Source organism: Xanthomonas arboricola pv. guizotiae (assembly GCF_002940205.1).
Classification (GTDB): Bacteria; Pseudomonadota; Gammaproteobacteria; order Xanthomonadales; family Xanthomonadaceae; genus Xanthomonas; species Xanthomonas arboricola_C.
Genome location: NZ_MDSK01000045.1, coordinates 1 through 21,328, shown reverse-complemented (window position 1 = coordinate 21,328; position 21,328 = coordinate 1). Strand labels below are relative to the sequence as shown.

Annotated in this window: 18 protein-coding genes, 1 tRNA gene and 2 pseudogenes; 12 read left to right on the top strand and 9 right to left on the bottom strand. The window is 66.1% G+C overall.

What is annotated here, in order from left to right:
• The first annotated feature begins 14 nt into the window (after positions 1-14).
• The 3 genes and pseudogenes from XarbCFBP7408_RS19785 (at position 15) to XarbCFBP7408_RS19775 (ending at position 3,745) form a co-directional block, all read left to right on the top strand.
• Positions 15-1,373 (top strand): alpha/beta hydrolase, encoded by a 1,359-nt coding sequence (locus tag XarbCFBP7408_RS19785; RefSeq protein WP_104564401.1) that lies wholly within the window; start codon positions 15-17, stop codon positions 1,371-1,373.
• Positions 1,370-2,898: pseudogene (locus XarbCFBP7408_RS19780) on the top strand (GMC family oxidoreductase). The gene XarbCFBP7408_RS19785 and the pseudogene XarbCFBP7408_RS19780 overlap by 4 nt, the downstream one beginning before the upstream one ends.
• A 43-nt stretch (positions 2,899-2,941) precedes the next feature.
• A complete protein-coding gene (locus XarbCFBP7408_RS19775; RefSeq protein ID WP_104564400.1) occupies positions 2,942-3,745 on the top strand; it encodes an SDR family NAD(P)-dependent oxidoreductase in 804 nt (267 codons plus the stop codon).
• Between the two features lie 346 nt (positions 3,746-4,091).
• On the opposite strand, the pseudogene XarbCFBP7408_RS19770 reads toward XarbCFBP7408_RS19775, so the two are convergent.
• Positions 4,092-4,445: pseudogene (locus tag XarbCFBP7408_RS19770) on the bottom strand (hypothetical protein); the annotation flags it as partial.
• 31 nt (positions 4,446-4,476) lie between these two features.
• Between XarbCFBP7408_RS19770 and XarbCFBP7408_RS22510 the strand changes: the two are divergent.
• Positions 4,477-4,788: a hypothetical protein gene (locus XarbCFBP7408_RS22510; protein ID WP_146093797.1), complete on the top strand. Its 312-nt coding sequence runs from the start codon at positions 4,477-4,479 to the stop codon at positions 4,786-4,788.
• Positions 4,789-4,872: 84 nt separating this feature from the next.
• Positions 4,873-5,058 carry a type II toxin-antitoxin system RelB family antitoxin gene (gene relB, locus XarbCFBP7408_RS19760; protein WP_104564397.1) on the top strand — a complete coding sequence of 62 codons (186 nt, stop codon included), beginning with the start codon at positions 4,873-4,875 and terminating at the stop codon, positions 5,056-5,058.
• A gap of 341 nt (positions 5,059-5,399) precedes the next feature.
• Here relB and XarbCFBP7408_RS19755 read toward each other — a convergent pair whose 3' ends face one another.
• Positions 5,400-7,208 (bottom strand): transmembrane repetitive protein, encoded by a 1,809-nt coding sequence (locus XarbCFBP7408_RS19755; protein ID WP_104564396.1) that lies wholly within the window; start codon positions 7,206-7,208, stop codon positions 5,400-5,402.
• 13 nt (positions 7,209-7,221) lie between these two features.
• Positions 7,222-7,821 (bottom strand): NfuA family Fe-S biogenesis protein, encoded by a 600-nt coding sequence (locus XarbCFBP7408_RS19750; protein WP_104564395.1) that lies wholly within the window; start codon positions 7,819-7,821, stop codon positions 7,222-7,224.
• An 89-nt stretch (positions 7,822-7,910) separates the two neighbouring features.
• Here XarbCFBP7408_RS19750 and XarbCFBP7408_RS19745 point away from each other — a divergent pair, with 89 nt between their 5' ends.
• The 3 genes from XarbCFBP7408_RS19745 (at position 7,911) to zupT (ending at position 9,778) form a co-directional block, all read left to right on the top strand.
• Complete coding sequence (locus XarbCFBP7408_RS19745; RefSeq protein WP_104564394.1) at positions 7,911-8,267, top strand: 4a-hydroxytetrahydrobiopterin dehydratase; 357 nt, start codon at positions 7,911-7,913, stop codon at positions 8,265-8,267.
• Positions 8,264-8,686: an energy transducer TonB gene (locus XarbCFBP7408_RS19740; protein WP_024938665.1), complete on the top strand. Its 423-nt coding sequence runs from the start codon at positions 8,264-8,266 to the stop codon at positions 8,684-8,686. Before XarbCFBP7408_RS19745 ends, XarbCFBP7408_RS19740 begins: the two co-directional genes overlap by 4 nt.
• 273 nt (positions 8,687-8,959) lie before the next feature.
• Positions 8,960-9,778: a zinc transporter ZupT gene (zupT, locus tag XarbCFBP7408_RS19735; protein ID WP_104564393.1), complete on the top strand. Its 819-nt coding sequence runs from the start codon at positions 8,960-8,962 to the stop codon at positions 9,776-9,778.
• Between the two features lie 120 nt (positions 9,779-9,898).
• Here zupT and XarbCFBP7408_RS19730 read toward each other — a convergent pair whose 3' ends face one another.
• A complete protein-coding gene (locus XarbCFBP7408_RS19730) occupies positions 9,899-10,885 on the bottom strand; it encodes an RluA family pseudouridine synthase (RefSeq protein WP_104564392.1) in 987 nt (328 codons plus the stop codon).
• A 410-nt stretch (positions 10,886-11,295) separates the two neighbouring features.
• Here XarbCFBP7408_RS19730 and XarbCFBP7408_RS19720 point away from each other — a divergent pair, with 410 nt between their 5' ends.
• Entirely contained in the window at positions 11,296-15,045 is a 3,750-nt protein-coding gene (locus XarbCFBP7408_RS19720; protein ID WP_181106894.1) for an Rne/Rng family ribonuclease, read from the top strand.
• On the opposite strand, the gene XarbCFBP7408_RS22505 is transcribed toward XarbCFBP7408_RS19720, so the two are convergent.
• The 4 genes from XarbCFBP7408_RS22505 to XarbCFBP7408_RS19705 form a co-directional block, all read right to left on the bottom strand.
• Positions 15,039-15,278, bottom strand: a complete 240-nt coding sequence (locus tag XarbCFBP7408_RS22505) for a hypothetical protein (RefSeq protein ID WP_146093796.1) — start codon at positions 15,276-15,278, stop codon at positions 15,039-15,041. The two genes, XarbCFBP7408_RS19720 and XarbCFBP7408_RS22505, sit on opposite strands and share 7 nt — an antisense overlap.
• A 365-nt stretch (positions 15,279-15,643) precedes the next feature.
• Positions 15,644-16,291 (bottom strand): response regulator, encoded by a 648-nt coding sequence (locus XarbCFBP7408_RS19715; RefSeq protein WP_016904564.1) that lies wholly within the window; start codon positions 16,289-16,291, stop codon positions 15,644-15,646.
• 209 nt (positions 16,292-16,500) lie between these two features.
• On the bottom strand, positions 16,501-17,262 hold the full coding sequence (locus XarbCFBP7408_RS19710; RefSeq protein WP_104564390.1) for a sulfurtransferase: 762 nt from the start codon (positions 17,260-17,262) through the stop codon (positions 16,501-16,503).
• Positions 17,263-17,297: 35 nt separating this feature from the next.
• Positions 17,298-17,663 carry a DUF6164 family protein gene (locus tag XarbCFBP7408_RS19705; protein ID WP_104564389.1) on the bottom strand — a complete coding sequence of 122 codons (366 nt, stop codon included), beginning with the start codon at positions 17,661-17,663 and terminating at the stop codon, positions 17,298-17,300.
• A 61-nt stretch (positions 17,664-17,724) separates the two neighbouring features.
• Between XarbCFBP7408_RS19705 and XarbCFBP7408_RS19700 the strand changes: the two genes are divergently transcribed.
• Both XarbCFBP7408_RS19700 and XarbCFBP7408_RS19695 read left to right on the top strand, forming a co-directional pair.
• Positions 17,725-18,156 carry an FKBP-type peptidyl-prolyl cis-trans isomerase gene (locus tag XarbCFBP7408_RS19700; RefSeq protein WP_181106890.1) on the top strand — a complete coding sequence of 144 codons (432 nt, stop codon included), beginning with the start codon at positions 17,725-17,727 and terminating at the stop codon, positions 18,154-18,156.
• 11 nt (positions 18,157-18,167) lie between these two features.
• Positions 18,168-19,427: a TIGR03862 family flavoprotein gene (locus XarbCFBP7408_RS19695; RefSeq protein WP_104564388.1), complete on the top strand. Its 1,260-nt coding sequence runs from the start codon at positions 18,168-18,170 to the stop codon at positions 19,425-19,427.
• Here XarbCFBP7408_RS19695 and XarbCFBP7408_RS19690 read toward each other — a convergent pair.
• Positions 19,411-20,703: a nucleotide sugar dehydrogenase gene (locus XarbCFBP7408_RS19690; RefSeq protein WP_104564387.1), complete on the bottom strand. Its 1,293-nt coding sequence runs from the start codon at positions 20,701-20,703 to the stop codon at positions 19,411-19,413. The genes XarbCFBP7408_RS19695 and XarbCFBP7408_RS19690 overlap by 17 nt on opposite strands.
• 158 nt (positions 20,704-20,861) lie before the next feature.
• On the opposite strand from XarbCFBP7408_RS19690, the gene XarbCFBP7408_RS19685 reads away from it, so the two are divergent.
• A tRNA-Leu gene (locus XarbCFBP7408_RS19685) sits at positions 20,862-20,945 on the top strand.
• The last annotated feature ends 383 nt before the right edge of the window (positions 20,946-21,328 follow it).

The following is a 21,328-nucleotide window of genomic DNA, read 5'->3' as shown; positions in this document are numbered from 1 at the left end:
GAGAGAGGTGTTACATGGCCAAGCCCACGCTGTTCTTCCTGCACGCCCTTGGGTCCAGCAGCAACGAGTGGTCTGGCGTGATCCAGCGACTGGAGGCGCGTTTCGATTGTGTGGCACTCGATATTCCCGGCTTCGGAGACGCGCCGCCGCTGCAGCAGGTCGACACCGCCGCACTGGTGGCCTGGTTTGTCGGAGAAGTGGTCCGGCGGCAACCGACCTGCTGGTTTGCGGTCGGACACAGCATGGGCGGAAAGATCGCCACCCTGGCAGCGGCGCAGGCGCGCGAGGGCGTGGCCGGGCTCGCCGGCCTGGCCGGCGTGATCCTGGTCGCGGCGTCGCCGCCGGCGCCGGAGCCGATGGAGGAGTCACGCCGACAGACCATGCTGGCCTGGTTCGAAAAGGGCCATCCCACCCGACAAGAAGCCGAGCAGTTCATCGACGACAACTGTGCTGCGAAGTTGCCTGAGCCTGTGAGGGACGCGGCTGTAAACGATGCGCTGCGAACCAGTGCAAAAGCATGGATCGCCTGGCTTGCGCACGCCAGTCGTGAGGACTGCAGTGCCCAGGCCGGCTGCATGCACGTGCCGGCGTTGATCCTCGCCGGCAGTGAGGATGGCGACCTCGGCGAAGCCGCGCAAACAACGCTGAACGCGCCGCATTATCACGATGCGCGCCTCGCCGTCGTGGCCGATGCCGCGCACCTGATCCCCTACGAACAACCGCAACACCTGGCCCAGCTGATCGCAGCGCATGTGGAGCGCAGCATGGACACGTGCCTGCCCGATGACTTCGTCAGGCTGCTCAATGCAGACCGGGTTGCCCCGCGCATGCGCAAGCTGCTGCTCAGCCGGCATGCCGGCCCAGCCGCAGATGCGCAAGGCGTGCTGAGTCAGCATCAACTGGAGATACTCGGCGCAGTGGTTGCGCGTGTATTGGATGGCGCCAGCGATGCGCGCGCGATTGCACGTCGGATCGACGTCCAGCTTGCCGAAGGCGCAGGAGATGGTTGGCGCCATGCCGCGTTGCCAGCCGATCGGCTGGCGATGCCGCTGGGGCTCGACACGCTCGACGCGCTGAGCAATGGCTTCGCTGGCCTGCCTGCGGAAACTCAGGACCATTGGCTGCGCGAGGTGTCGCGCGCGACGGCTGGCGATTGCCCGGCGCATGGGCTGGACGCAGCGCAGCTGGCGCACTGGTTCGAGGACGTGCGCGCCGAAGCCGTGCGGACCTGGGTCAGCCTTCCCGCCACGATGGCCGCATTGGGATACGACGGCTTTGCGGTGGGCGGTGTCGGTATCGACAGCCTGGGCTATCAGCACACCGCAGCCGACCGGCAGGAAGCCTGGCAGCTTCCCGCCGAAGGCCTGCGATGAGCCCGGGCATTCACGACGCTGCAGTCGATGTGGTGGTGGTAGGCAGCGGGGCAGGCGGCGGCCCGCTGGCCGCACGGCTTGCACAGGCAGGTCTGTCGGTGGTGGTGCTGGAGGCGGGTGCGGCCTTCAGCCCTGCGTCCCATCTGCCCGATGAACTGACCACCGGCATCTACTGGATGGAGGAGCGCCTGAGCGGCGGGCAGACGCCCACTGCATTCGGCGCCAACAATTCCGGTTCTGGCCTGGGTGGTTCGACCCTGCACTGGGGCGCCTTCTGCCCGCGTCCGGACAAGCGCGATCTGAGCCTGTCGACGCACACCGGGCAGCGCGGCATGGACTGGCCGATCGCGCATGAAGAGTTGCTGTCCTATATCCGCCGCGTCGAGGACTTCATCGGCGTCTCCGGGCCGGCGCACTATCCATGGGATCCCGAGCGCAGCTACGCCTATGCGCCGCCGCAGCGCAATGCCTCGGCCAACGCGATGGAGCGCGGTTGCCGCACGCTCGGCATCACCGCCACCGATGCGCCTGCCGCGTTGGTGACCAGGGCGCATGCGCAGCCGCACTACGGCATGCGCGCGGCCTGCAACAACTGCGGCGCCTGTCATCAAGGTTGCAGCAATGGCGCCAAGGTGAGCGTCGATACCACCTGGCTGCCGTTGGCGCGCGCGCACGGTGCCCAGTTGCGACCCGGTTGCCGAGTCATCGACATCGAGCGCGACGCCCGTGGCATGGTCAGCGCGGTGGTCTATCAACAGGACGGACGCGAACTGCGCCAGCGTTGCGCAAGCCTGTTCCTGTGCGCAGGCGGCGTGGAAACACCGCGCTTGCTGCTCAACCTGGGGCTGGCCAACTCCAGCGGTCAGGTCGGGCGCAATTTCATGGCACATGTGGCCACCCAGGTGTGGGGAGAGTTCGACGCGGACATGCGCATGAACCGTGGCTACCCCTCGTCGCTGATCACCGAAGACATGCTGCGCCCGGCCAATGCCGACTTCATCGGAGGCTATCTGGTGCAGAGCCTGGGCGTGCAGCCGATCACCCTGGCCAACACCCTGGCACGTGGCGCAGGCCTGTGGGGGAGGGAGCTCGTCTCGACCATGGCGCGCTACAACCGCCTGGCTGGCATCGGCATCAACGGCGAATGCCTGCCGCAGGACGCCAACCGGCTGACCCTGTCCGATGAGTGCGATGCCTTCGGCCAGCGCAAGGCGCGTATCGACTTCAGCTACGGACCCAACGAACGCGCGATCGACGCCCACGCGCGCGCATCGCTGCACGCAATCTGGGAGGCGGCAGGTGCGCAACGCATCTTCGCCGCCGCCCGCTCCGCACACACGTTGGGCACCTGCCGCATGGGCACCGATCCGGAGCAGGCCGTGGTGGACCGGACGGCCGCGCATTCGATATCGCCAACCTCTACATCTGCGACAACTCGATTTTTCCAAGTGCACTGGCAGCCAATCCCGCGCTGACGCAGATGGCACTTGGCCTGCGCACGGCGGAGCGCTTTCTCGCCCGCTAGTGGCGCGCCTACCACCACCTCTCTCTACCACCAGGAGTTCAGCATGGATCTCGGAATCAACCATCGGATCGCCCTCATCAGTGGCGGCGACTCGGGAATGGGCAAGGAGACTGCGCGGCAGCTGCTCGAAGCCGGCGTGCGCGTGGCGATCACCGATCTTCCGGACGGCACGCTCGACCAGGCAGTAGCGGAGCTGTCGGGCCTGGGGCAGATCATCGCCATCGAGGGCGATGTCACGCGCGAGCAGGACGTCGCCGCCATCTGGACACAGGTGCGCGAACAACTGGGCGACCCCGACATCTACATCAACGCAGCGGGTGTCACCGGCGCAACCGGCGACTTCCTGGAGGTCAGCGACGCCGGCTGGCTCGAAACGCTGGACATCAACCTGATGGGCGCAGTGCGCATGTGCCGCCAGGCCATTCCCGCGATGCGCCGCAACCAATGGGGCCGGATCGTGCTGTTCGCCTCGGAAGACGCAGTGCAGCCTTACGTGGACGAGCTGGCTTATTGCGCATCGAAGGCAGGAATTCTGAGCTTGGCCAAGGGTTTGTCCAAGGCCTACGGACCGGACAACGTGCTGGTCAATACGGTGTCGCCCGCCTTCATCGCAACCCCGATGACCGACAAGATGATGCAAAAGCGCGCCAGCGAAAACGGAACCACGTTCGAGCAGGCGATCGAATCGTTCCTGGACGAAGAGCGTCCCGGCATGGTGCTCAAGCGACGCGGCCGCCCGGAAGAAGTGGCCTCGGCGGTCGCCTTCCTGTGCTCCGAGCGCGCCAGCTTCATCAACGGCGCCGGGATCCGGGTGGATTCGGGGTCTGTCTTTACCATCGCGGGTTGACGCGTCTGCTGGTTGCATTGATGCAGAACCCGTCAATGCATCAGCGAAAGAGCCTGCTTGATCGCGGGGCGCATTCTGCGATCAAGTCATTTGACATAGCTTTTAGAGAGGTCTGAACCACGACGTCTGAGAACGCCGGATGCGGCATCGTTACGGCGAATCGCGTCAGTATCTTTGGATTTTGCGCCATTTCTAGCGTTTTCGCGGAAAAATCATTGGTATAGGTGCACACTTCTGAAGGCAGCCAGTCACTGATTTCGTCTCAGCCACAGGTTCGATAGCGCAAATAGAGGTACTGCCTGCGCGTTGTTCTGGGACGGGCTGCGATAGGGGACCTCAAGGGAAATTAGCGCCGGCTCTTGCCCACAAAGGCCAGCGATTTGACCCACTCTGCATCGCGCTTCTGCGTCATAACGCGCTGCTGGCGGTAATGTCGTTCGGCGCGGTCCTGTAACCAGGTGACGTAGCGGCGCACGACGTGTTCGTTCGCCAGCCGGGCAGGTACCGAGCGGCCAAGCAGGACTTGATGCGCAGCAGGGGCAAAGCGTTGGAACAGATCGTCTTCCACGCTGACGATGGCCTCGGTGCTTCCGGGATCTCCCTGGCGCGCGCAACGCCCGAACAGCTGTCGGTCCACCCGCGCAGATTCGTGGAATTCGGTAAGGATGACATGAAGTCCACCAGCGGCCTCGGCCTCCTTCGAACTAGATCCGCAGTACCGATCATGGCTGTTGTCTCAGGCTGTGCCCCATGTATGGGCTGCAACGTTTTCCCTCCATCTTGATAAAGGCGAGGGCACAGCAATCGCGACAGCAGATGCTGCGGCTGGCGTGGTGAAAAGGCTAAAGGATAAACCTGTGCTTCCTCCAGAGGAGGTTGTTGCCAAGTCGGGCTTCGTCTTTTCCTTCGACGATTTTCGGGGCTGGTACCGCGTCACTCATCGATTGCAACAGTCCAGTGGCTCGATCTACCGAGAGCCCACTGATACTGAGATCGAGCAAGCCTTCGAGAGCTACCAACAAAGCCGCAGTGACTTCTACTAAGGTCTGGGAACACCGGACCGACATTGGTATGCCATCTTGGCGAATCCGAAGCAGCTTTTCCTTCCTTCCATTTTGGAGTAAAACATGGCCAAGCTCGATCCCCGTGTTTCCGAATTTGAGTCGACCGAAGCCGCCGAGGACTACGACTGGTGGTTCCGGGCGAAGATCGAGCGCGCCGTGGCCGACACGCGGCCGACGATTTCGCACGACCAAGTGATGGCGCGCACACGCTGCGATCGAAGCCGCCGCGAAGCGATAGAAGCTCGCTGATGAACCAGGTCCAGAGCTGCAGGAACTTGTCATCCTATGGAACAGCGCTGCTGGAACTTAAGGTCCAGATTTCAGTACTGGCGGTTGTTCTGGTCAACTCCGGGGCGTTTTTTCCGTCGTTCCATCAAAGCTGTGGCGACTTGTCCAGGCTCCGAGAAATGTGCGGCGTATGTCCGCGGCAAATGGGGTGTATGCCTGCGGGAACGGGGGCATTTCCTGCGCGGCAATCATCCGCTTCCTGTGGAAGGGACCAGCAGTGATAGGCCGCCAGGGTGCACAGGAGCGTCAACACAGCCAATTTCGCATAATGTATATTATGTAAAAACCAACTTGGCGCCCGACTACCTCACAGTCCCATTGTCTTCCTGTAACTCCCGTTTGAACGGCACATCCGGCGGCGGTCTGGCTGTAGCGGGTTGATCGTTGAGATTCGGGTCGCTCAGGCCGCAGCCGCCGCCGAACTGCAGCAACGACACCACGCAACTGATCTTGGTGGTCGTGCCCGGGATCGGGATTTCGATCTTCTTCAGGCCGCGCCGCACCCATTCCTGCAGCAGCGACTGGTTCGGCATCCAGTACTTGTCCAGCGAGGTCGGCGTATAGCCGTACGGCGGACGTTTGAGCCAGGTGCCGCCCTGGGCGATCTGGTCGCGGGTCCAGGTATCGGTTTCGCTGCCTGGCGGTCCGCGATCACCGGCGCCGTCGCCGGCCCCGGCGGCGACGTGAACGCTGCCATCTGCATTGAACATGCCATTGCGCGCTCCATTTGCGCCTGTGGTTTCGCCGCTGCGACGACGGTCGGATTTGCTCCAGTCGTCTGCATTGGCCGCAGCATCCCAGCCCCCGCTGCGATCTGCTGGCGCCGGGCCGGCATTGCTGGTCGCCGGCCTGGCTGCGGATGAGGCTGCCGCCGCAGTGCTGCTGGATTGCGCCGATCGCGCCGGGTTCGCCTGTGCCTGATTGGGCTGCGTGGAGGCCGCCGATGGTTGCGTTGCCGCAGCTACCGACGTCGACGGTGGCGGCGCTGGAGTCGCCGGCGTCTGCTGGGCTGGCGCGGCCGGTACCGGCTGGGGCGCCGCGTCCGGCACGCTTGGCAACTCGGCCGTTCGAATGGCCACATCAGGCATGCGCACCGTCGGTGTGATCTCGCGGCTGCGCACCGATGGCGCAACGACCTGGGGCCGGTCCGGCACGACGATTTCCCGCTCGCGTACCGTCGGCGCGTTGGCAGCGCGCATCGCGACGGTCGCTGCGGGACGCTGCAATTCGCGCAGCTGCGGCTGCTCGGTCACGATCTGGACATCGCGCTGACGCACCTCGATCTGCGGTGCGGCCGGCGCGACCGGACGCGGCGCCAGCGTGATCGTCGGCGGTGGCGGCACGACAAAGTCGTTCGTGGCCACCGGTGTTTCGGTGACCTGCAGCGGCGATTCGATCGTGACCGGCGGCACCTGCACGGTCACGCGTGGTACCTCCGGCGCCACCGGTTCGCTGGCAGCGGCAGCCACCGGTTCCGGCGCAATGTCCTGGGCCTGGGCAGTGCTTGAAGGAGGATCGACGGACTCGACAGGCGCAGGCACCGGCGGCGCTGCGCTCGACGCGTTCGGCTTGCCGGTCGCAGCGGACGTAGCAGATGCACCGGACTGCGGCGCCGAAGCCGCATCGCCCGAGGCGGCCTGCGCAGCCTCAGCGGGCTGCCCTTGCCCACCGCCCTGCTCTGCCGCACCGTCGCCGATGAAGGTCATGCGCACCCGCGATTCGTCGCCGGTCCTGGTGTCATCCGGCGCCCAGCGCACCGTGACGACCCAGATCAGCAGTGCGATGAAACCAAGATGGATCAACAGGCTGCCGAGCAGCGCCAGCCAGTGTTGTGGTCGCTGGTCTTTCGGCCGCGGCTCCCAATGCTGCCACCACAGGCTGCGAAATGCCTGGAACGGCGACAACCCCGACGCCATGCCAGCACCTGCAGGCCGCGCGGGCCGTGCCAGCAGCACGCCCATTACCTGGTCGTCGTTGAACGCAGCCGCCGGCCCGATGCGGCTGCTCATCCAGGTTGCCCAGCCGTAAGGCAGGCCAGTGCGCCGATCGAGGATGAGCTTGCCCGGCATGCGCGCGCGCAGTGCCTGCAGCAGATCGGCGGCCGTGGTCACCGGTGGCGCGGAATCAGGCCGCGCTGTCGCGCGGGATATACGGCGCGTCGCCGGTGGCGTGGTCGGTCGCGTCGCGCACCGCAATCACGCCGGGCACGCGCCCCATCAGGGTCTTCTCGATGCCCTGCTTCAAGGTCACATCGGCCATGCCACAGCCGTGGCAACCGCCGCCGAAGCGCAGCAGCACGACACCCTCTGCCGAGACCTCCTGCACCGCCACACGGCCGCCATGCGATGCCAGCTGCGGGTTGATCTCGTTCTCCACCACCCAGCGCACGCGTTCGACCATCGATGCGGACTCGGCCGGCGCTTCGCCCTTGATCTTGGGCGCCTTGATGGTGAGCTGCTGGTTGCCGGTGGACTGGGTGACGTAGTCGATCTCGGCGCCGTCCACCCAGGGCACGCTGGCGGCGACGATATATAAGGTGAAGCCGTTGCAGTCGATCGCCCATTCGTCGCCGCTCAGGTCCGCCGGTTCGGCGAACTCCAGCCGGGCGTCGGCGCGCGGGGTGCCCGCGTCCACCGCGCTCAGGCGCACGCCCATGCCGGGCACGCCCTCGCGTTCGATGAGCTTGCGGAAATAGGTTTGGGCTTTGTCGGATATCTGGATCATGCGGGTTATTCTACCGCTCAATGCGCCTGCGCTCATGGAACACCGTGATCCTGAGTGAACGCGCTGTCCGCCACCCCTGCGAGACTGTCATGACCGATCTGATTCCCCTGGAACAGGCCCATTGCCTGCCGCGCAAGGGCAGCGACCACAAGCTTGGCGAAGCGCGTCTGGCCGAGCTGCTGCCGCAGGTGCCGGGCTGGGAGCTGGCCGACGTGGGCACGGCGATCACCCGCACATTCCGCTTTGCCGACTATTACCGCACGCTCGCCTTCGTCAACGCGCTGGCCTGGATCGCCCACCGCGAAGACCACCACCCCGACCTGGGCGTGCATTACGACCGCGTGGTGGTGCGCTATTCCACCCACGACGTCGGCGGGCTGAGCGAAAACGACTTCATCTGCGCGGCCAAGGCCGCCCAGCTTTACGATCAAGGAGCCACCCCATGACCCTGTCTCGCGCTGCCCTTGCCGGCCTGTTCCTTGCCGTCGGCATCAGCGGGTGTGGCAAGTCGTCGCAGCAGCCTGCCGCGCCGGCGGTGGCACCGACCGAACTGGCCGCCTTGAAGACCCCGCCGCCGGAATACTCGCCGCAGCTGGCCTGTGCCGGCATCGGCGGCACCTCCGTGCTTCGGGTCGTGGTCGGTGTCGAGGGCACCCCGACCGACGTCTCGGTATCGCAAAGCAGCGGTCAGCCGGTGCTGGACGAAGCCGCGCAAAGCCGCGTGCGCGAATGGAAATTCCGGGCCGCCACGCGCAATGGCCAGGCAGTGCCGCAGACGATCCAGGTGCCGGTCGCGTTCAAGCCGCCGGTGCCGCGCCCGGACGAATGCTTCGCCATCGAAGAGCGTGCGCGTCGAGGCGGCTAAGCCGCCTTTGATGCCTTGCGCGTACGGCCGCGGCAACGCGCCGGCGCGCAGCACGCAAGGCTGAACACGGCGAACCGCCTGCATCGGCTCCAGCTACCCACGGTGCACGCTTGATGCCAGCGTGCACGCGTCAGGGTTATCGCGCCAGACACCACGCGTTCGTCATCCAGGCATGGCCATCCTGCAGCCGCAGTGTGGTCATGCGCAAAGTGCGCAGCAGCAGTCGCCACGCTCCCCGCCGAGTACGTTCTATTCCACGAGGTCGTGCGTCACATGCTCGAAGTGTCATCCCACAATGTCTGGATCGCATTTGCGGTCACGCTGGCCGCTGGCCTGGCGACCGGTCTCGGCAGCCTGATGGTCGTGTTCTCCAGGAAGCCCAACCCGCGCCTGCTGGCATTCGGGCTGGCATTCGCCGGCGGTGCGATGGTGTACGTGTCGCTGTCGGAGATTCTCAACAAGTCGATCGCCTCGTTCTCCAACGCCTACAACGACAAGCTCGGCTTCAGCTTCGGCACGCTGGCATTTCTGGCCGGCATGCTGCTGATCATGGTGATCGACCGCCTGGTGCCCAACCCGCACCAAAGCCTGTCCAGCGACGATCCGCTGTTCCGCGACGACAACCGTGCCTATATCCGCCGGGTCGGCTTGATGACCGCCATCGCCATCACCGCGCACAATTTCCCCGAAGGCCTGGCGACCTTCTTCGCCACGCTGGAAAGCCCCGCGGTCGGCATGCCGCTCGCGTTCGCCATCGCCATCCACAACATTCCCGAGGGCATCGCCATTGCGGTGCCGGTGTACTTCGCCACCCGCAACAAGTTCTACGCCTTTGGCGCCAGCCTGCTCAGCGGACTGGCCGAGCCGATCGGTGCCGGCATCGGCTATCTGGCCTTGTCCAGCGTGCTGTCCGAAGCGGTGTTCGGCACGGTGTTCGGCCTGATTTCCGGGGTGATGGTGTTCCTGGCGCTGGACGAACTGTTGCCGGCGGCCAAGCGCTACGCGCAGGGCCACGAGACGGTCTACGGCCTGGTGGCCGGCATGGGCACGCTGGCGATCAGCCTGGTGTTGTTCCGCTTCGCCACGCCCTAACGCCCGACCGAACCGCAGCCGCAGCGCTGGCACGACCACCGCCACGGCCGCCAGGACACGTAGGCGACGCGCTGGCGGCCACGACCGGGATGTCAGCGTCGCCGTGGCGCAACTGCGGCCTCAGCGCCCCAGCCGGTCCAATGCCTCGGCCAGCTCCGGCGCCAGCGGCGCGCTCAGCACATAGGGCGTCTTGCCGGCATCCAGCGCGAACTCCAGCGAAGCGGCATGCAGGAACAGGCGCTTCAGGCCGAGCTGGTCGCGCAGGCGCTTGTTGACCTCCGCTTCGCCGTACTTGTCATCGCCGGCCACCGGGTGCCCCAGGTGCTGGGCGTGCACGCGGATCTGGTGGGTGCGGCCGGTTTCGATACGGACCTCGCAATACGAGTGCCCGCCACGTCGCTCCAGCAGCTTGAAGTGGCTCAGCGAGGGCTTGCCGATCGCATTGACCTGCACATGCCGCTCGCCGCCCTGGCGCAGCCCGATGTGCAGCGGCGCATCGACCGTCATCACCCCGTCGGGCATGCGGCCGACCAGCAAGGTCAGATAGCGCTTGGTGATGCCGCGACCTTCGACACGGTCGTCCTCGCGCATCAAGGCCTGCAGCTCGGTCAGCGCTGAACGCTTTTTCGCCACGATCAGCAGGCCGGAGGTGTCGCGGTCGAGCCGGTGCACCAGCTCCAGGGTCTGGTTGGGCCGCAGGGCGCGCAGGGTTTCGATGGCGCCGAAGCTGATCCCGCTGCCGCCATGGCTGGCGACCCCGGACGGTTTGTTGAGCGCCAGCAGGCGCGCGTCCTCGAACACGATCGCCGCTTCCAGCCGCGCCAGGAACGATGCCGGTGGCGCCGCTTTGTCGCCCTCCTCGGCCATGCGCACCGGCGGGATTCGCACTTCCTCGCCACCCTCGAGCTTGCGCTCGGCCTTGGCCCGCCCGCCGTTCACGCGCACCTGTCCGCTGCGCACCAGCTTGTAGATCAGGCTGCGTGGCGCGCCCTTGAGCTGGCCGAGCAGGAAATTGTCCAGCCGCTGCCCAGCACGGTCTTCCGGAACTTTGAGAATGCGCACGCCCACACGGTCGGTGGGCGGCTTGGGGGTCTGGGGGTCGGTCATCCGGCTGTTTATTCTGTTACACTCGGCGAGCGAGATAAGGGTTTGATTTCGTTGGAAGTTGATTGGCCAGAAGCCTGCCTTCCGATGATTCCGGCACAGTGCGCGACCACCGCCCCCGGGGCGGCCATGTTAGCGGCTCACCGGCCTGCCCGGCCATCGCCGGCGGTTTTTGACCGTCGCGCTGAACATGTCCCGTGCGCTGCCCCGGTTCGTCCGGACGCGGCTGCCGGCCCTGAAACACCTATAAAACTTAAGACAAGCGCTCCCGCGGCCTGCCGTGGTGTTGCAGCGCTGGAAACCCTGGTCAGGCCTGTCCGCGCGTTGCGCGAAGGGCCGACAAGCTGTTCCAGAGGCGAAACGTCACGGCGTTCCGCGCGGTAGAGCGCGAGAGGAACGCAACAATGAAGCGAATGCTGATCAACGCAACGCAGGCCGAAGAGCTGCGCGTGGCGATTGTGGACGGCCAGACCCTGTACGACATCGACATCGAACAGCCGTCCAAGGAACAAAAGAAGTCCAACATCTACAAGGGCCGTATCACCCGGCTCGAGCCCTCCCTGGAGGCGGCGTTCGTCGACTATGGCGCCGAGCGTCATGGCTTCCTGCCGCTGAAGGAAATCTCCCGCGACTATTTCCAGGCTGGTGTCGACCACAACAAGTCGACCATCCGCGAGTTGCTGCGCGAGGGCCAGGAAATCGTGGTGCAGGTCGACAAGGAAGAGCGTGGCAACAAGGGCGCCGCCCTGACCACGTTCATCTCGCTGGCCGGGCGCTACATGGTGCTGATGCCCAATTCGCCCAGCGCCGGTGGCGTCTCGCGCCGGATCGAGGGCGAAGACCGTGCCGCGCTGAAGGAAGCGCTGGACAAGCTCGACATCCCCGACGACATGGGCGTGATCATCCGCACCGCGGGTGTCGGCCGTGACGCCGAAGAACTGCAGTGGGATCTGGACTACCTGCTGCAGACCTGGAAGGCGATCGCCGAGGCGGCGCTGAGCAAGCCGGCCGCGTTCCTGATCTACCAGGAATCGCGCCTGATCATCCGTGCGCTGCGCGACTACCTGCGCGCCGACATCGGCGAAATCCTGGTCGATACGCCGGAGCTGTATGCCGACGCCCAGGAATTCATGCAGCAGGTGATGCCGCAGAGCCTGCGCAAGCTCAAGCACTACACCGACGACATTCCGCTGTTCAACCGCTTCCAGATCGAATCGCAGATCGAAGGCGCCTACGAGCGCAACGTGCGCCTGCCGTCGGGCGGCTCGATCGTGGTCGACCAGACCGAAGCATTGACCGCCGTCGACGTGAACTCCTCGCGCGCCACCAAGGGCAGCGACATCGAAGAAACTGCCTTCCAGACCAATCTGGAAGCGGCCGAGGAAGTGGCCCGCCAGTTGCGCCTGCGTGACCTGGGCGGCCTGGTGGTGATCGACTTCATCGACATGTCCTCGACCAAGCACCAGCGCGAAGTGGAAAACAAGCTGCAGAACGCGCTCAAGTACGACCGCGCACGCGTGCAGCTGGGCCGCATCTCGCGCTTCGGCCTGATGGAAATGAGCCGCCAGCGCCTGCGCCCGAGCCTGGGCGAATCCAGCCAGATCGTCTGCCCGCGTTGCGATGGCCATGGCCGCATGCGCAGCGTCGAGTCGCTGTCGCTGTCGATCATCCGCGTGGCCGAGGAGCACGCCATGAAGGAAAACACCGGACAGGTGCTGGTCCAGGCCCCGGTGGAGATCGCCAACTACCTGCTCAACGAAAAGCGCAGCGCGCTGCGTGAGATCGAGCAGCGCCACGAGTCGCCGATCATCATCGTCGCCGACGAACAGCTGCACACCCCGCACTACGAAGTCACGCGGTTGCGTGAGAACGAACTGGGTGAAGACAGCGGCAAGCCCAGCTACCAGCGCGGCACCCCGCGCAAGCTGCCGGTGCATGCGCTGACCAAGGCACAGTTGAATATCCCGGCTGCGCCGGCAGTGACCTCGATCAAGCCGAGCCAGCCGGCTCCGCTGCGTGAAGAGGCCCCTGCCCCGGTTGCCGCTGCACCTGCACCGGCTCCGGTCGCGCCACTGCCGCTTCCCGCGCCGGTCACCGGCGTGGTCGGCTGGCTGAAGCGCATCTTCGGTGGCGTCGAGCCGGTTGCGCCTGCGCCCGAGTCGACCCAGCGCCCGCGTCAGAACGATGCCGGCCGCAGCAGCCGTAACGAGCGTGGCGAGCGTGGCGATCGTGGCGGCCAGCGTCGCGACGGCCGCGATGCCCGCAATGGTGGCAACGGCGGCAATCAGCACCGCGGCAATGGCGGTAACGGCAACGGCAATGGCGCCAACAAGGAGCGTCGTGACGAGCGCCGTCAGCCGGCCAACGGCCAGGCGGCGCAAAACGGCGGTCAGGTGCAGCAGGTGCAGGTGCCCAAGCCGCCGCGCAACGAGCCACAGCAACAGCCCAAGCAGCCGCAGCAGGCCCAGCAGCAGAAGCAGAAGCCACAGAACCAGGCACCGCGCCCGCCGCGTGCAGCTGCGCAGCAGCAGGACGGCGCGCCGTCCGAGCGGCAGCAGCGCCCTGCGCGTCAGGAACAAGGCACTGCCTCGGCGCAGACGCTGACCTCCACCGCTGCAACCGCAACGACTGCAACCGTGGTCGCGGCGATTGCCGACACCGCAGCACCGGCAACGCCGGCGGCGGCAGCTGCGGCCCCCCCGGCACATCCGGTCGAGGTCATCGTGACCGAGTCGCATGCCGATCGCGGTACCGACGCAAATGCGGAGGGTCAGGCGCCGGAGGCCGCAGGCGATGATGCGGCAAATGGCGAAGGCGGCAGCCGTCGTCGTCGCGGTCGTCGCGGTGGCCGTCGTCGTCGTCGTGGCGCTGGCGCAAACGGTGAAGGCGGTACCGGCGTCGATGGTCTGGAGACGGACGATCTGGACGGCGACGCCGAAGGCGATCTCGGTGGCGACAACGAGAGCGACGAAGCCGGTGCGCAGGTCCACACCTCGGCGGCCCCGCGCGCCGGTCAACCGGAGTTCGACTTCGACGACGACGCGAGCACGCCCGCGGTATCGGCACGCGCCAAGCCGGAATCCAGCACTCCGGCCGCAGTGAAGCCGCGTCCGGTCCCGAAGGAACGTGCGGAAGCACCGCTGGCAGCCGACACGACGTCGACCACGGCGCCGGTTTCCAATGCCACGCCGTCGTTCGAGCAGCAGGCTGCGACTCCGGCAGTCACCGCAGCCGAGCAGGCACGTGGCGATGCATCGGCGGCCTCTCCGGCACCGGCTGCAACCGCAGCGGCCAGCAATACGGCGCCGGCTGCATCGGCACCGACCGTGCAGGCGTCTTCGGCCGCTGCATCGACGCCCCCGCAAGCGCCGCAGGCTGCGGTTGCTGCGCAGGAATCGGCGATGTCGCCGGCTCAGGCACCGGTTGCCGCGCCGGCTTCGTCGGCTGCCTCGACGCAGGTTGACACCTCGGCTCCGGTCGCGACGCAAGCCGCGGCTCCTGCAGCTCAGCCGGTCGAGCGTGCTGCTCCTTCGGCCGTGCGTTCGCCCGAGCCGGCTGTGCAGTCAACGCCGGTGCCGTCGGCAGCCGCCGACGCTGCAGCGTCGGCGGTTGCTCGGCAGGAACAGGCAGCACCGGTTGCCGCCGCGGCCGCATCGCAAGCGGAGCCGGTGAAAGCCGACGCAGCGCCGGCAGCCGTCAGTGTGCCCAAGCCGGTCGCTGCTGCGCCTTCCAGCGCGCAGGCGGACGTCGTGACATCCAAGCCGCCGCATGCCGAGCCGTCGACGGCGGCAAGCCCGGCCACCGATGTTGCCGCGCCGTCCACCGCCACGGTGCCGCAGACCTCGCCGTCTGCCGACGCTGCGCCGGCACGCAAGCCGTACGCTCCGGTGCAGACCACGCTGCTCGACGCATTGGCTCCGGCCGACGCAACAGCCGCAACCGCGACACCGGCGCAGGCCGAAACGCCGGTGCCGTACAAGGCGCCTGAGCGGCCTGCGGCGGTCGCGCCCGTGCTGTCTGCGGACGCCAACGAGCAGGCTGCCGACAAGCCGAAGCCGACCGTCGTCGTGTCCGAGGCAGCAAAGCCGGCAGATGCAGCGCGCAATGGCGATGACGCGCAGGAGCAGCAGGACGACACCAACAAGCCGCGTGGCGATCACTGATCGTTTCCCAGCCGGTTGAACCCGTCTGCGTGAATCCAGGCGGGTAATGTCAGATAACGCGGCCTTCGGGCCGCCTTGTTTTTGTGTGCGGCCTGGTCATGCCGATACGGGATGCCCAGGCTTGCAGGGATCGCGGCGAAACGGCTGCCGCGCTCGCAATCGCGCTTGTCCCAGGCGCTGTTTCCCGTCGCATCAACGCGCGACGAGGCGAGCGACAACACGAGTGCCGTCAATGTCGCGACTCAGGCAGAAGCCAGCGCCATCATGGCTCTTCGCCAGAACTGCATCCACGCCAGCAGACCGAGATGTCCGCTGCTGCGCATCGGCAACCGCTCGCCATCGAATGCAGCGGCATCCAGAACGACTCGATCGCCCTGCTCCAATGCCGCGGCGCATTGCACTGTAACGACAGGCCATCAGCGGCAGCCGTCGCAAGCGAAGCATCGCTCGGGCATTGAATGCCAAAGCGAACACGTGCGGTCGCGCACACGCAGGAATTCCTCCGCAGAGCAAAACAGCGTCCAGGCTCTTGTCACTGACTCGTTGTGCAGCGGCATCTGACTGCTGCATCTGCAAGATCGAAACCAGAGGGCGCGGTTTACAAGGTACGCGCAGGATCGGTCAGGCCGTACTGATTGGCCAGACGCGCCAGGGCGATGTTGTCCTGGATGCCGACCTTCTCGAACAGGCGCGCCTTGTGCGTGTTGATGGTCTTGGCACTGAGGTTCAGGCGCTTGGCGATGTCTTCCTGGCGCAGGCCCTGGGTCAGCAACAGGGCGACCTCCAGTTCGCGCGGCGATAGCGCGTCGAAGGGCGAGCTGCCCCCTTCCAGGTTGGACAGGGCCAGATTCTGCGCAATGGTATTGCCGAGATAACGCCGGCCCAGTGCGACTTCGCGCACTGCACGCAGCAACTCCTGCGCATCGCCGCCCTTGCCGACATACCCCGACGCGCCGGCTTCGAGCAGACGCTTGGGCAGTGGACCATCTTCCAGCACCGAGACGATGATGACGCGGGTGCCGTAATCGCCCTTGACGATGCGCTCGGTGATTTCCAGGCCGCTGACACCGGGCAGGTGCAGATCGCAGAGCACGATCTCGGGCTTGAGCTGACGAATCTGCGGCAAGGCCGCCTCCCCGCTCTCCGCCTCTCCCACCACATCGATATCCACTTCCTTGGACAGGATCATCTTCATGCCGGTACGCACGAGTGCATGATCGTCGATCAGAAAAACTCTGATGGTCATCCTTGTTGTCCTCGCTGTGCGGCTGGCTGGTGCAGCCTATCTCCGTGAATAATTCAGGGCAAGCTCGATGCGACGTATTACGTTCGAGTCAGAACGCGTAGCGCCCTGCTGCCGCTTGTCGTGACAGGCATTGGATGCACTATCGCGGCGTGATCGGATGATGCGAGCGCGCCCAGTACGCCAATATCGGGCAATTCACTCGCGCTCGGTCAGATTTTTCCTGCTTCGGTGCTGCGCTCGGCATCCACCAATGGGCGCAATTGCGCATCGAGGGCAACGCGTTCGTCGAACACGAAGCAGCGGCCGTCGTAGCCCTCGCCGCCGACCTCTTCGAAATAGCCGAGGATGCCGCCCTCGAGCTGCAGCACGTTGTCCATGCCGTCGGCCTGCATCCACAGCGCCGCCTTCTCGCAACGAATGCCGCCGGTGCAGAAACTCACCACGGTGGCGTCGGCCAACGTAGCACGGTGTGTTTCCAGCGCCGCCGGCAGGTCGGTGAACTTGTCGATCGGCAGCGTCAACGCGCCCTGGAACGTGCCGTACGCCACTTCCTGGGCATTGCGCGTGTCCAGCAGCACCAGCGGGCGGCCGCGATCGTCGCGCCCTGCCCGCATCCATTCGCGCAGCGTGGCAGGCGTCACCGCCGGCGCACGGCCCTGCAGCGGCGAGGCATCGTGGCGACGAAAGCTGATGATCTCCGGCTTGACCTTCACCTTGAGCCGCGCGAACGGCTGCAACGCGCTCAGGCTGTACTTGATGCGCATCTGCGCAAAGCGCGCGTCCGCCTGCAGCCACGCATAGAACGCGTCGATCTGCTCGGCGTCGCCGGCCAGAAACAGGTTGATCCCCTCTTCGGCCACCAGCACCGATCCCTTCAAGGCCTGCTGCCCGGCGTGTGCCAGGACGCTGTCGGCGAGCGACTGCGGGTCCTGGATGGTGACGAATTGGTAGGCAGCGGTATTGGTGATCATGCGGCCATTTTAAGCCGATGCGGCCGCAGGTGCGATCAGCCGCGCAACAGCAGGAACGGCAGCAGGACCAGCGAGGCGACAACCAGCATCCCGATCAACGTGGCGATCACGAACAACGGCCGCTTGCGCAGCAGCGCGCCGAAGGTGTCGGCCGTGCCGGCAGCGAGCGCATCCTGGCGCTGCGCACGCGCCACGGCGCCGCGCTGAGCCTGATACGCATCCATCAGCGCCTTGGCGCGCGGGTAATCGGCATCGTCGCTGAGCCAGATGCCGCCAGCGGAGATGCCCCAGTTGCTGGGCCGGGTTTCGTAGATCTGCACCAGATGCTCGCGCATCAGCGCCCGCACCTCGTCGGCTTCGTCATCGGGAACATTGCGCAGATTGAGCAGCAGCTTGGCCATGGGCACGATGATACCGGGAGCCAGGTGCGATAATGACGCCCTCCCTTTGCTGGACCATCCCATGCGCCTTCTGTCGACGCTTTGTGCTGCCCTGCTGCTCGCGGGCTGTGCGCCTGCCCTGCCGCCGTCCGGCGGCACCATCGCCACGTTCGAGCGGATCGACCGCAACGTCGGCACCGGTGCCGAAGCCACACCGGGCGCGCTGGTCACCGTGCACTACACCGGCTGGCTGTACGACGAAAAAGCCGCCGACAAGCATGGCAAGAAATTCGACAGCTCGCTCGACCGCGCCGAGCCGTTCCAGTTCGTGCTGGGCGGCCATCAGGTGATCCGCGGCTGGGACGAGGGCGTGGCCGGCATGCGCGTGGGCGGCAAGCGCAGCTTGATGATTCCGCCCGCGTACGGCTATGGCGACAACGGCGCTGGCGGCGTGATCCCGCCCGGCGCATCGCTGGTGTTCGATGTGGAATTGCTCGGCGTGCAGCCGCGCTGAAGGCCTGAACGATGAAGGATGCGAGCAAGCGGCGGCTGGCCATCATCGGCGGTGGGCCGGCCGGCCTGATGGCGGCAGAGGCGGCATGTGCGGCAGGCCTTGCGGTCGCCCTGTACGACGCCAAGGGTTCGGTGGGGCGCAAGTTCCTGATTGCCGGCAAGGGCGGCTTGAACCTCACCCACTCCGATCCGATGCCGTTGTTTGCGCAGCGCTATCGCGAGCGCAGCGAGGCGGTCGCATCGTGGTTGCAGCAGTTCGACGCAGACGCGCTGCGCGCCTGGGCGCGCGACCTGGGCGTGGAGACCTATGTCGGCAGTTCCGGGCGCGTGTTCCCGATGGATCGCAAGGCCGCACCGCTGCTGCGTGGCTGGGTGCGCCGACTCAAGGAACAAGGCGTCGCGTTTCATGTGCAGCATCGCTGGCTTGGCTGGAGCGATGACGGTGGCTTGCGTTTCCACTCGCCCAGCGGTGATGTCGAACGCACCGCAGATGCCGTTGTGCTGGCGCTCGGTGGCGGCAGCTGGCCGCAGCTCGGCTCCGATGGTCTCTGGCAAGGCGTGCTGCAGGAACGCGGCATTGCGGTGGCGCCGCTGGTGCCGGCCAACTGCGGCTTCGACATCGCCTGGAGCGCGCATTTTGTGCAGCGGCATGCCGGCGCGCCGCTCAAGCCCGTGGTCGCGTACTGGCAGGATCGCAGCGGCACACCGCAGCAGTTGCAGGGCGAGTGCGTTGCGACGTCCACCGGCATCGAGGGCAGCCTGATCTATGCGCTGGCTGCGGATCTGCGCGCGCAGATCGATGCCGATGGCGCAGCCGAGCTTGGCCTGGACCTGCTCCCGGGACGCTCGCTGGAACGCGTCAGCGCCGAGCTCGGAAAACCGCGCAAGGGACGCAGTTTCAGTGAGCATCTGCGCCGGCAGGTCGGCATCGACGGCGTCAAGGCCGCCTTGCTCTACGAACACCTGGGCACACAGGCGGGCGACGATCTTGCGCTGGTGGCGCGTACGCTCAAACGCTTGCCGTTACGCCTGTTGCGAGCGCGCCCGCTTGCCGAGGCGATCAGCTCGGCCGGTGGCGTGCAGCTGGAAGCGCTGGATGCGCAGCTGATGGCGCGCGCGCAGCCTGGCGTGTTCTGCGCCGGCGAGATGCTCGACTGGGAAGCACCGACCGGAGGCTATCTGCTGACTGCCTGCTTCGCCAGCGGATTACGTGCCGCGCATGGCGCGGTGCAGTGGCTGCAGCAGACCGACCGCGCTACAGACGATCGCTGACCGCCTCGCGCGGCCACACCGATTTGACGTCGTAAATCACCGCACCCGGTTTGCCCAGTGCGGCGATGCGCCGGGTGTCGTAGTCGCGGTACTGCGCATGCGCGACCGCCAGCACGACGGCGTCGTACGCACCTTCGTCTGCAAGCTCGCACAACTGCACGCCGGCATGTTGCAGCGCTTCTGCGGGGTCGGCCCACGGGTCGCAGGTGTCGACCCGCACGCCCGCGGCTTGCAGCAGCTGCACCAGCTCCAGCGCTCGGCTGTTGCGCAGGTCCGGGCAGTTCTCCTTGAAGGTGGCGCCCAGCACCAGCACCCTGGCCTGCGCAAGCACCACGCCACGCGTGGCCAGCATGCCGCAGACGCGCTCGGCCACGTGCCGGCCGACGCGGTTGTTGACCTGGCGCGCGGTGTGGATGAGGTCCGGGTGATAGCCCACGCTTTCGGATTTGTGCATCAGGTAATACGGATCCACCCCGATGCAGTGACCACCGACCAGGCCGGGGCGGAACGGCAGGAAATTCCACTTGGTTCCGGCGGCTTCCAGCACATCCAACGTATCGATACCCAGCTTGTCGAAGATCAAGGCCAGTTCGTTGACCAGCGCGATATTGACGTCGCGCTGGATGTTTTCGACCACCTTGGCGGCCTCGGCCACGCGCATCGACGGCGCCCGCCAGGTGCCGGCGGTGATGATGCTGGTGTACAACGCGTCGACCGCATCGGCGGCTTCTGCGGTGGAGCCGGAGGTGATCTTGCGGATATCGCGCAGACGCCGCTGGCGGTCACCTGGATTGACGCGCTCGGGGCTGTAGCCGCAGAAGAAGCCGTCGTTGAAACGCAGCCCCGATGCGGCTTCGAGCAAGGGCACGCAGACTTCTTCGGTGGTGCCCGGGTAGACGGTGGATTCGTAGATCACCAGGTCGCCGGGTTTGAGCGCAGCGGCGATCAGCATGGTGGCACTGCGCAGCGGTTCCAGGTCGGGTTGCTCGAAGCTGTCGATCGGCGTCGGCACGGTGACGATGAAGATGCTGCACGTCGCCAGGTCCGCAGCGTTCGCGGTATAGCGCAACCGGGTGGCGGCAGCCAGCTCGGTGTCGTCCAGCTCCAGCGTGGCGTCGTGACCATCGCGCAGCTGCCCGACCCGCTGCGCATCGATGTCGAAGCCCAACGTATCGCGTTGCTCGCCGAATGCAACGGCCAGCGGCAGGCCGACATAGCCCAACCCAATCACGGCGATGCGGGCCTGCTGCGGAGCGAGTAGCGTGGTGCTGGACATGCGGTTCCTTCGATCGTGCGCAGCCGGTTGCTGCGCGCCTGCGCGGTGGGAGCATAGCGCAGGCAGCCATCGGACCATGAGTGCTGCGAACCGGCGAACCGGCGAACCGGCGACGCGGCGATTCACAATCGCCGCGCAATCAGGCACGCTATCGCAATGCCCGGGTGGCGAAACTGGTAGACGCAAGGGACTTAAAATCCCTCAGCTGCAAGGCTATGCGGGTTCGATTCCCGCCCCGGGCACACTCTGATGGCACTGCAAATCGCACAAGGCCATCGACGCGCAGGCAAATCTTGCCCGCTGCGATGTTGCAGCGCTCTCGCACTGAGCAGTCCAGCCTCCGCGTCGCGCGCACAAATGCATGGCGCACCCTCCGCCAGCCCCCCTGTCTCGGACATCACCGCAACCGTCAGTGCATCGCAGGCTGAGCTGGAACAGCGCGAGCAGATTGGTGATCAAGGCTGCGGTAGACGTGGACAGCGATGCCCTGCTCTTGACGAGATGAAGCGGCGCGCCATTGCATGGCGATGCAGGGGTTCAGCCGACATACGTGTAAAAATAGCTCACAAGATCGGATTTCATCCATTGCATCAGTGAGTTAGCGGATATTTTGGCGCACCAAAAC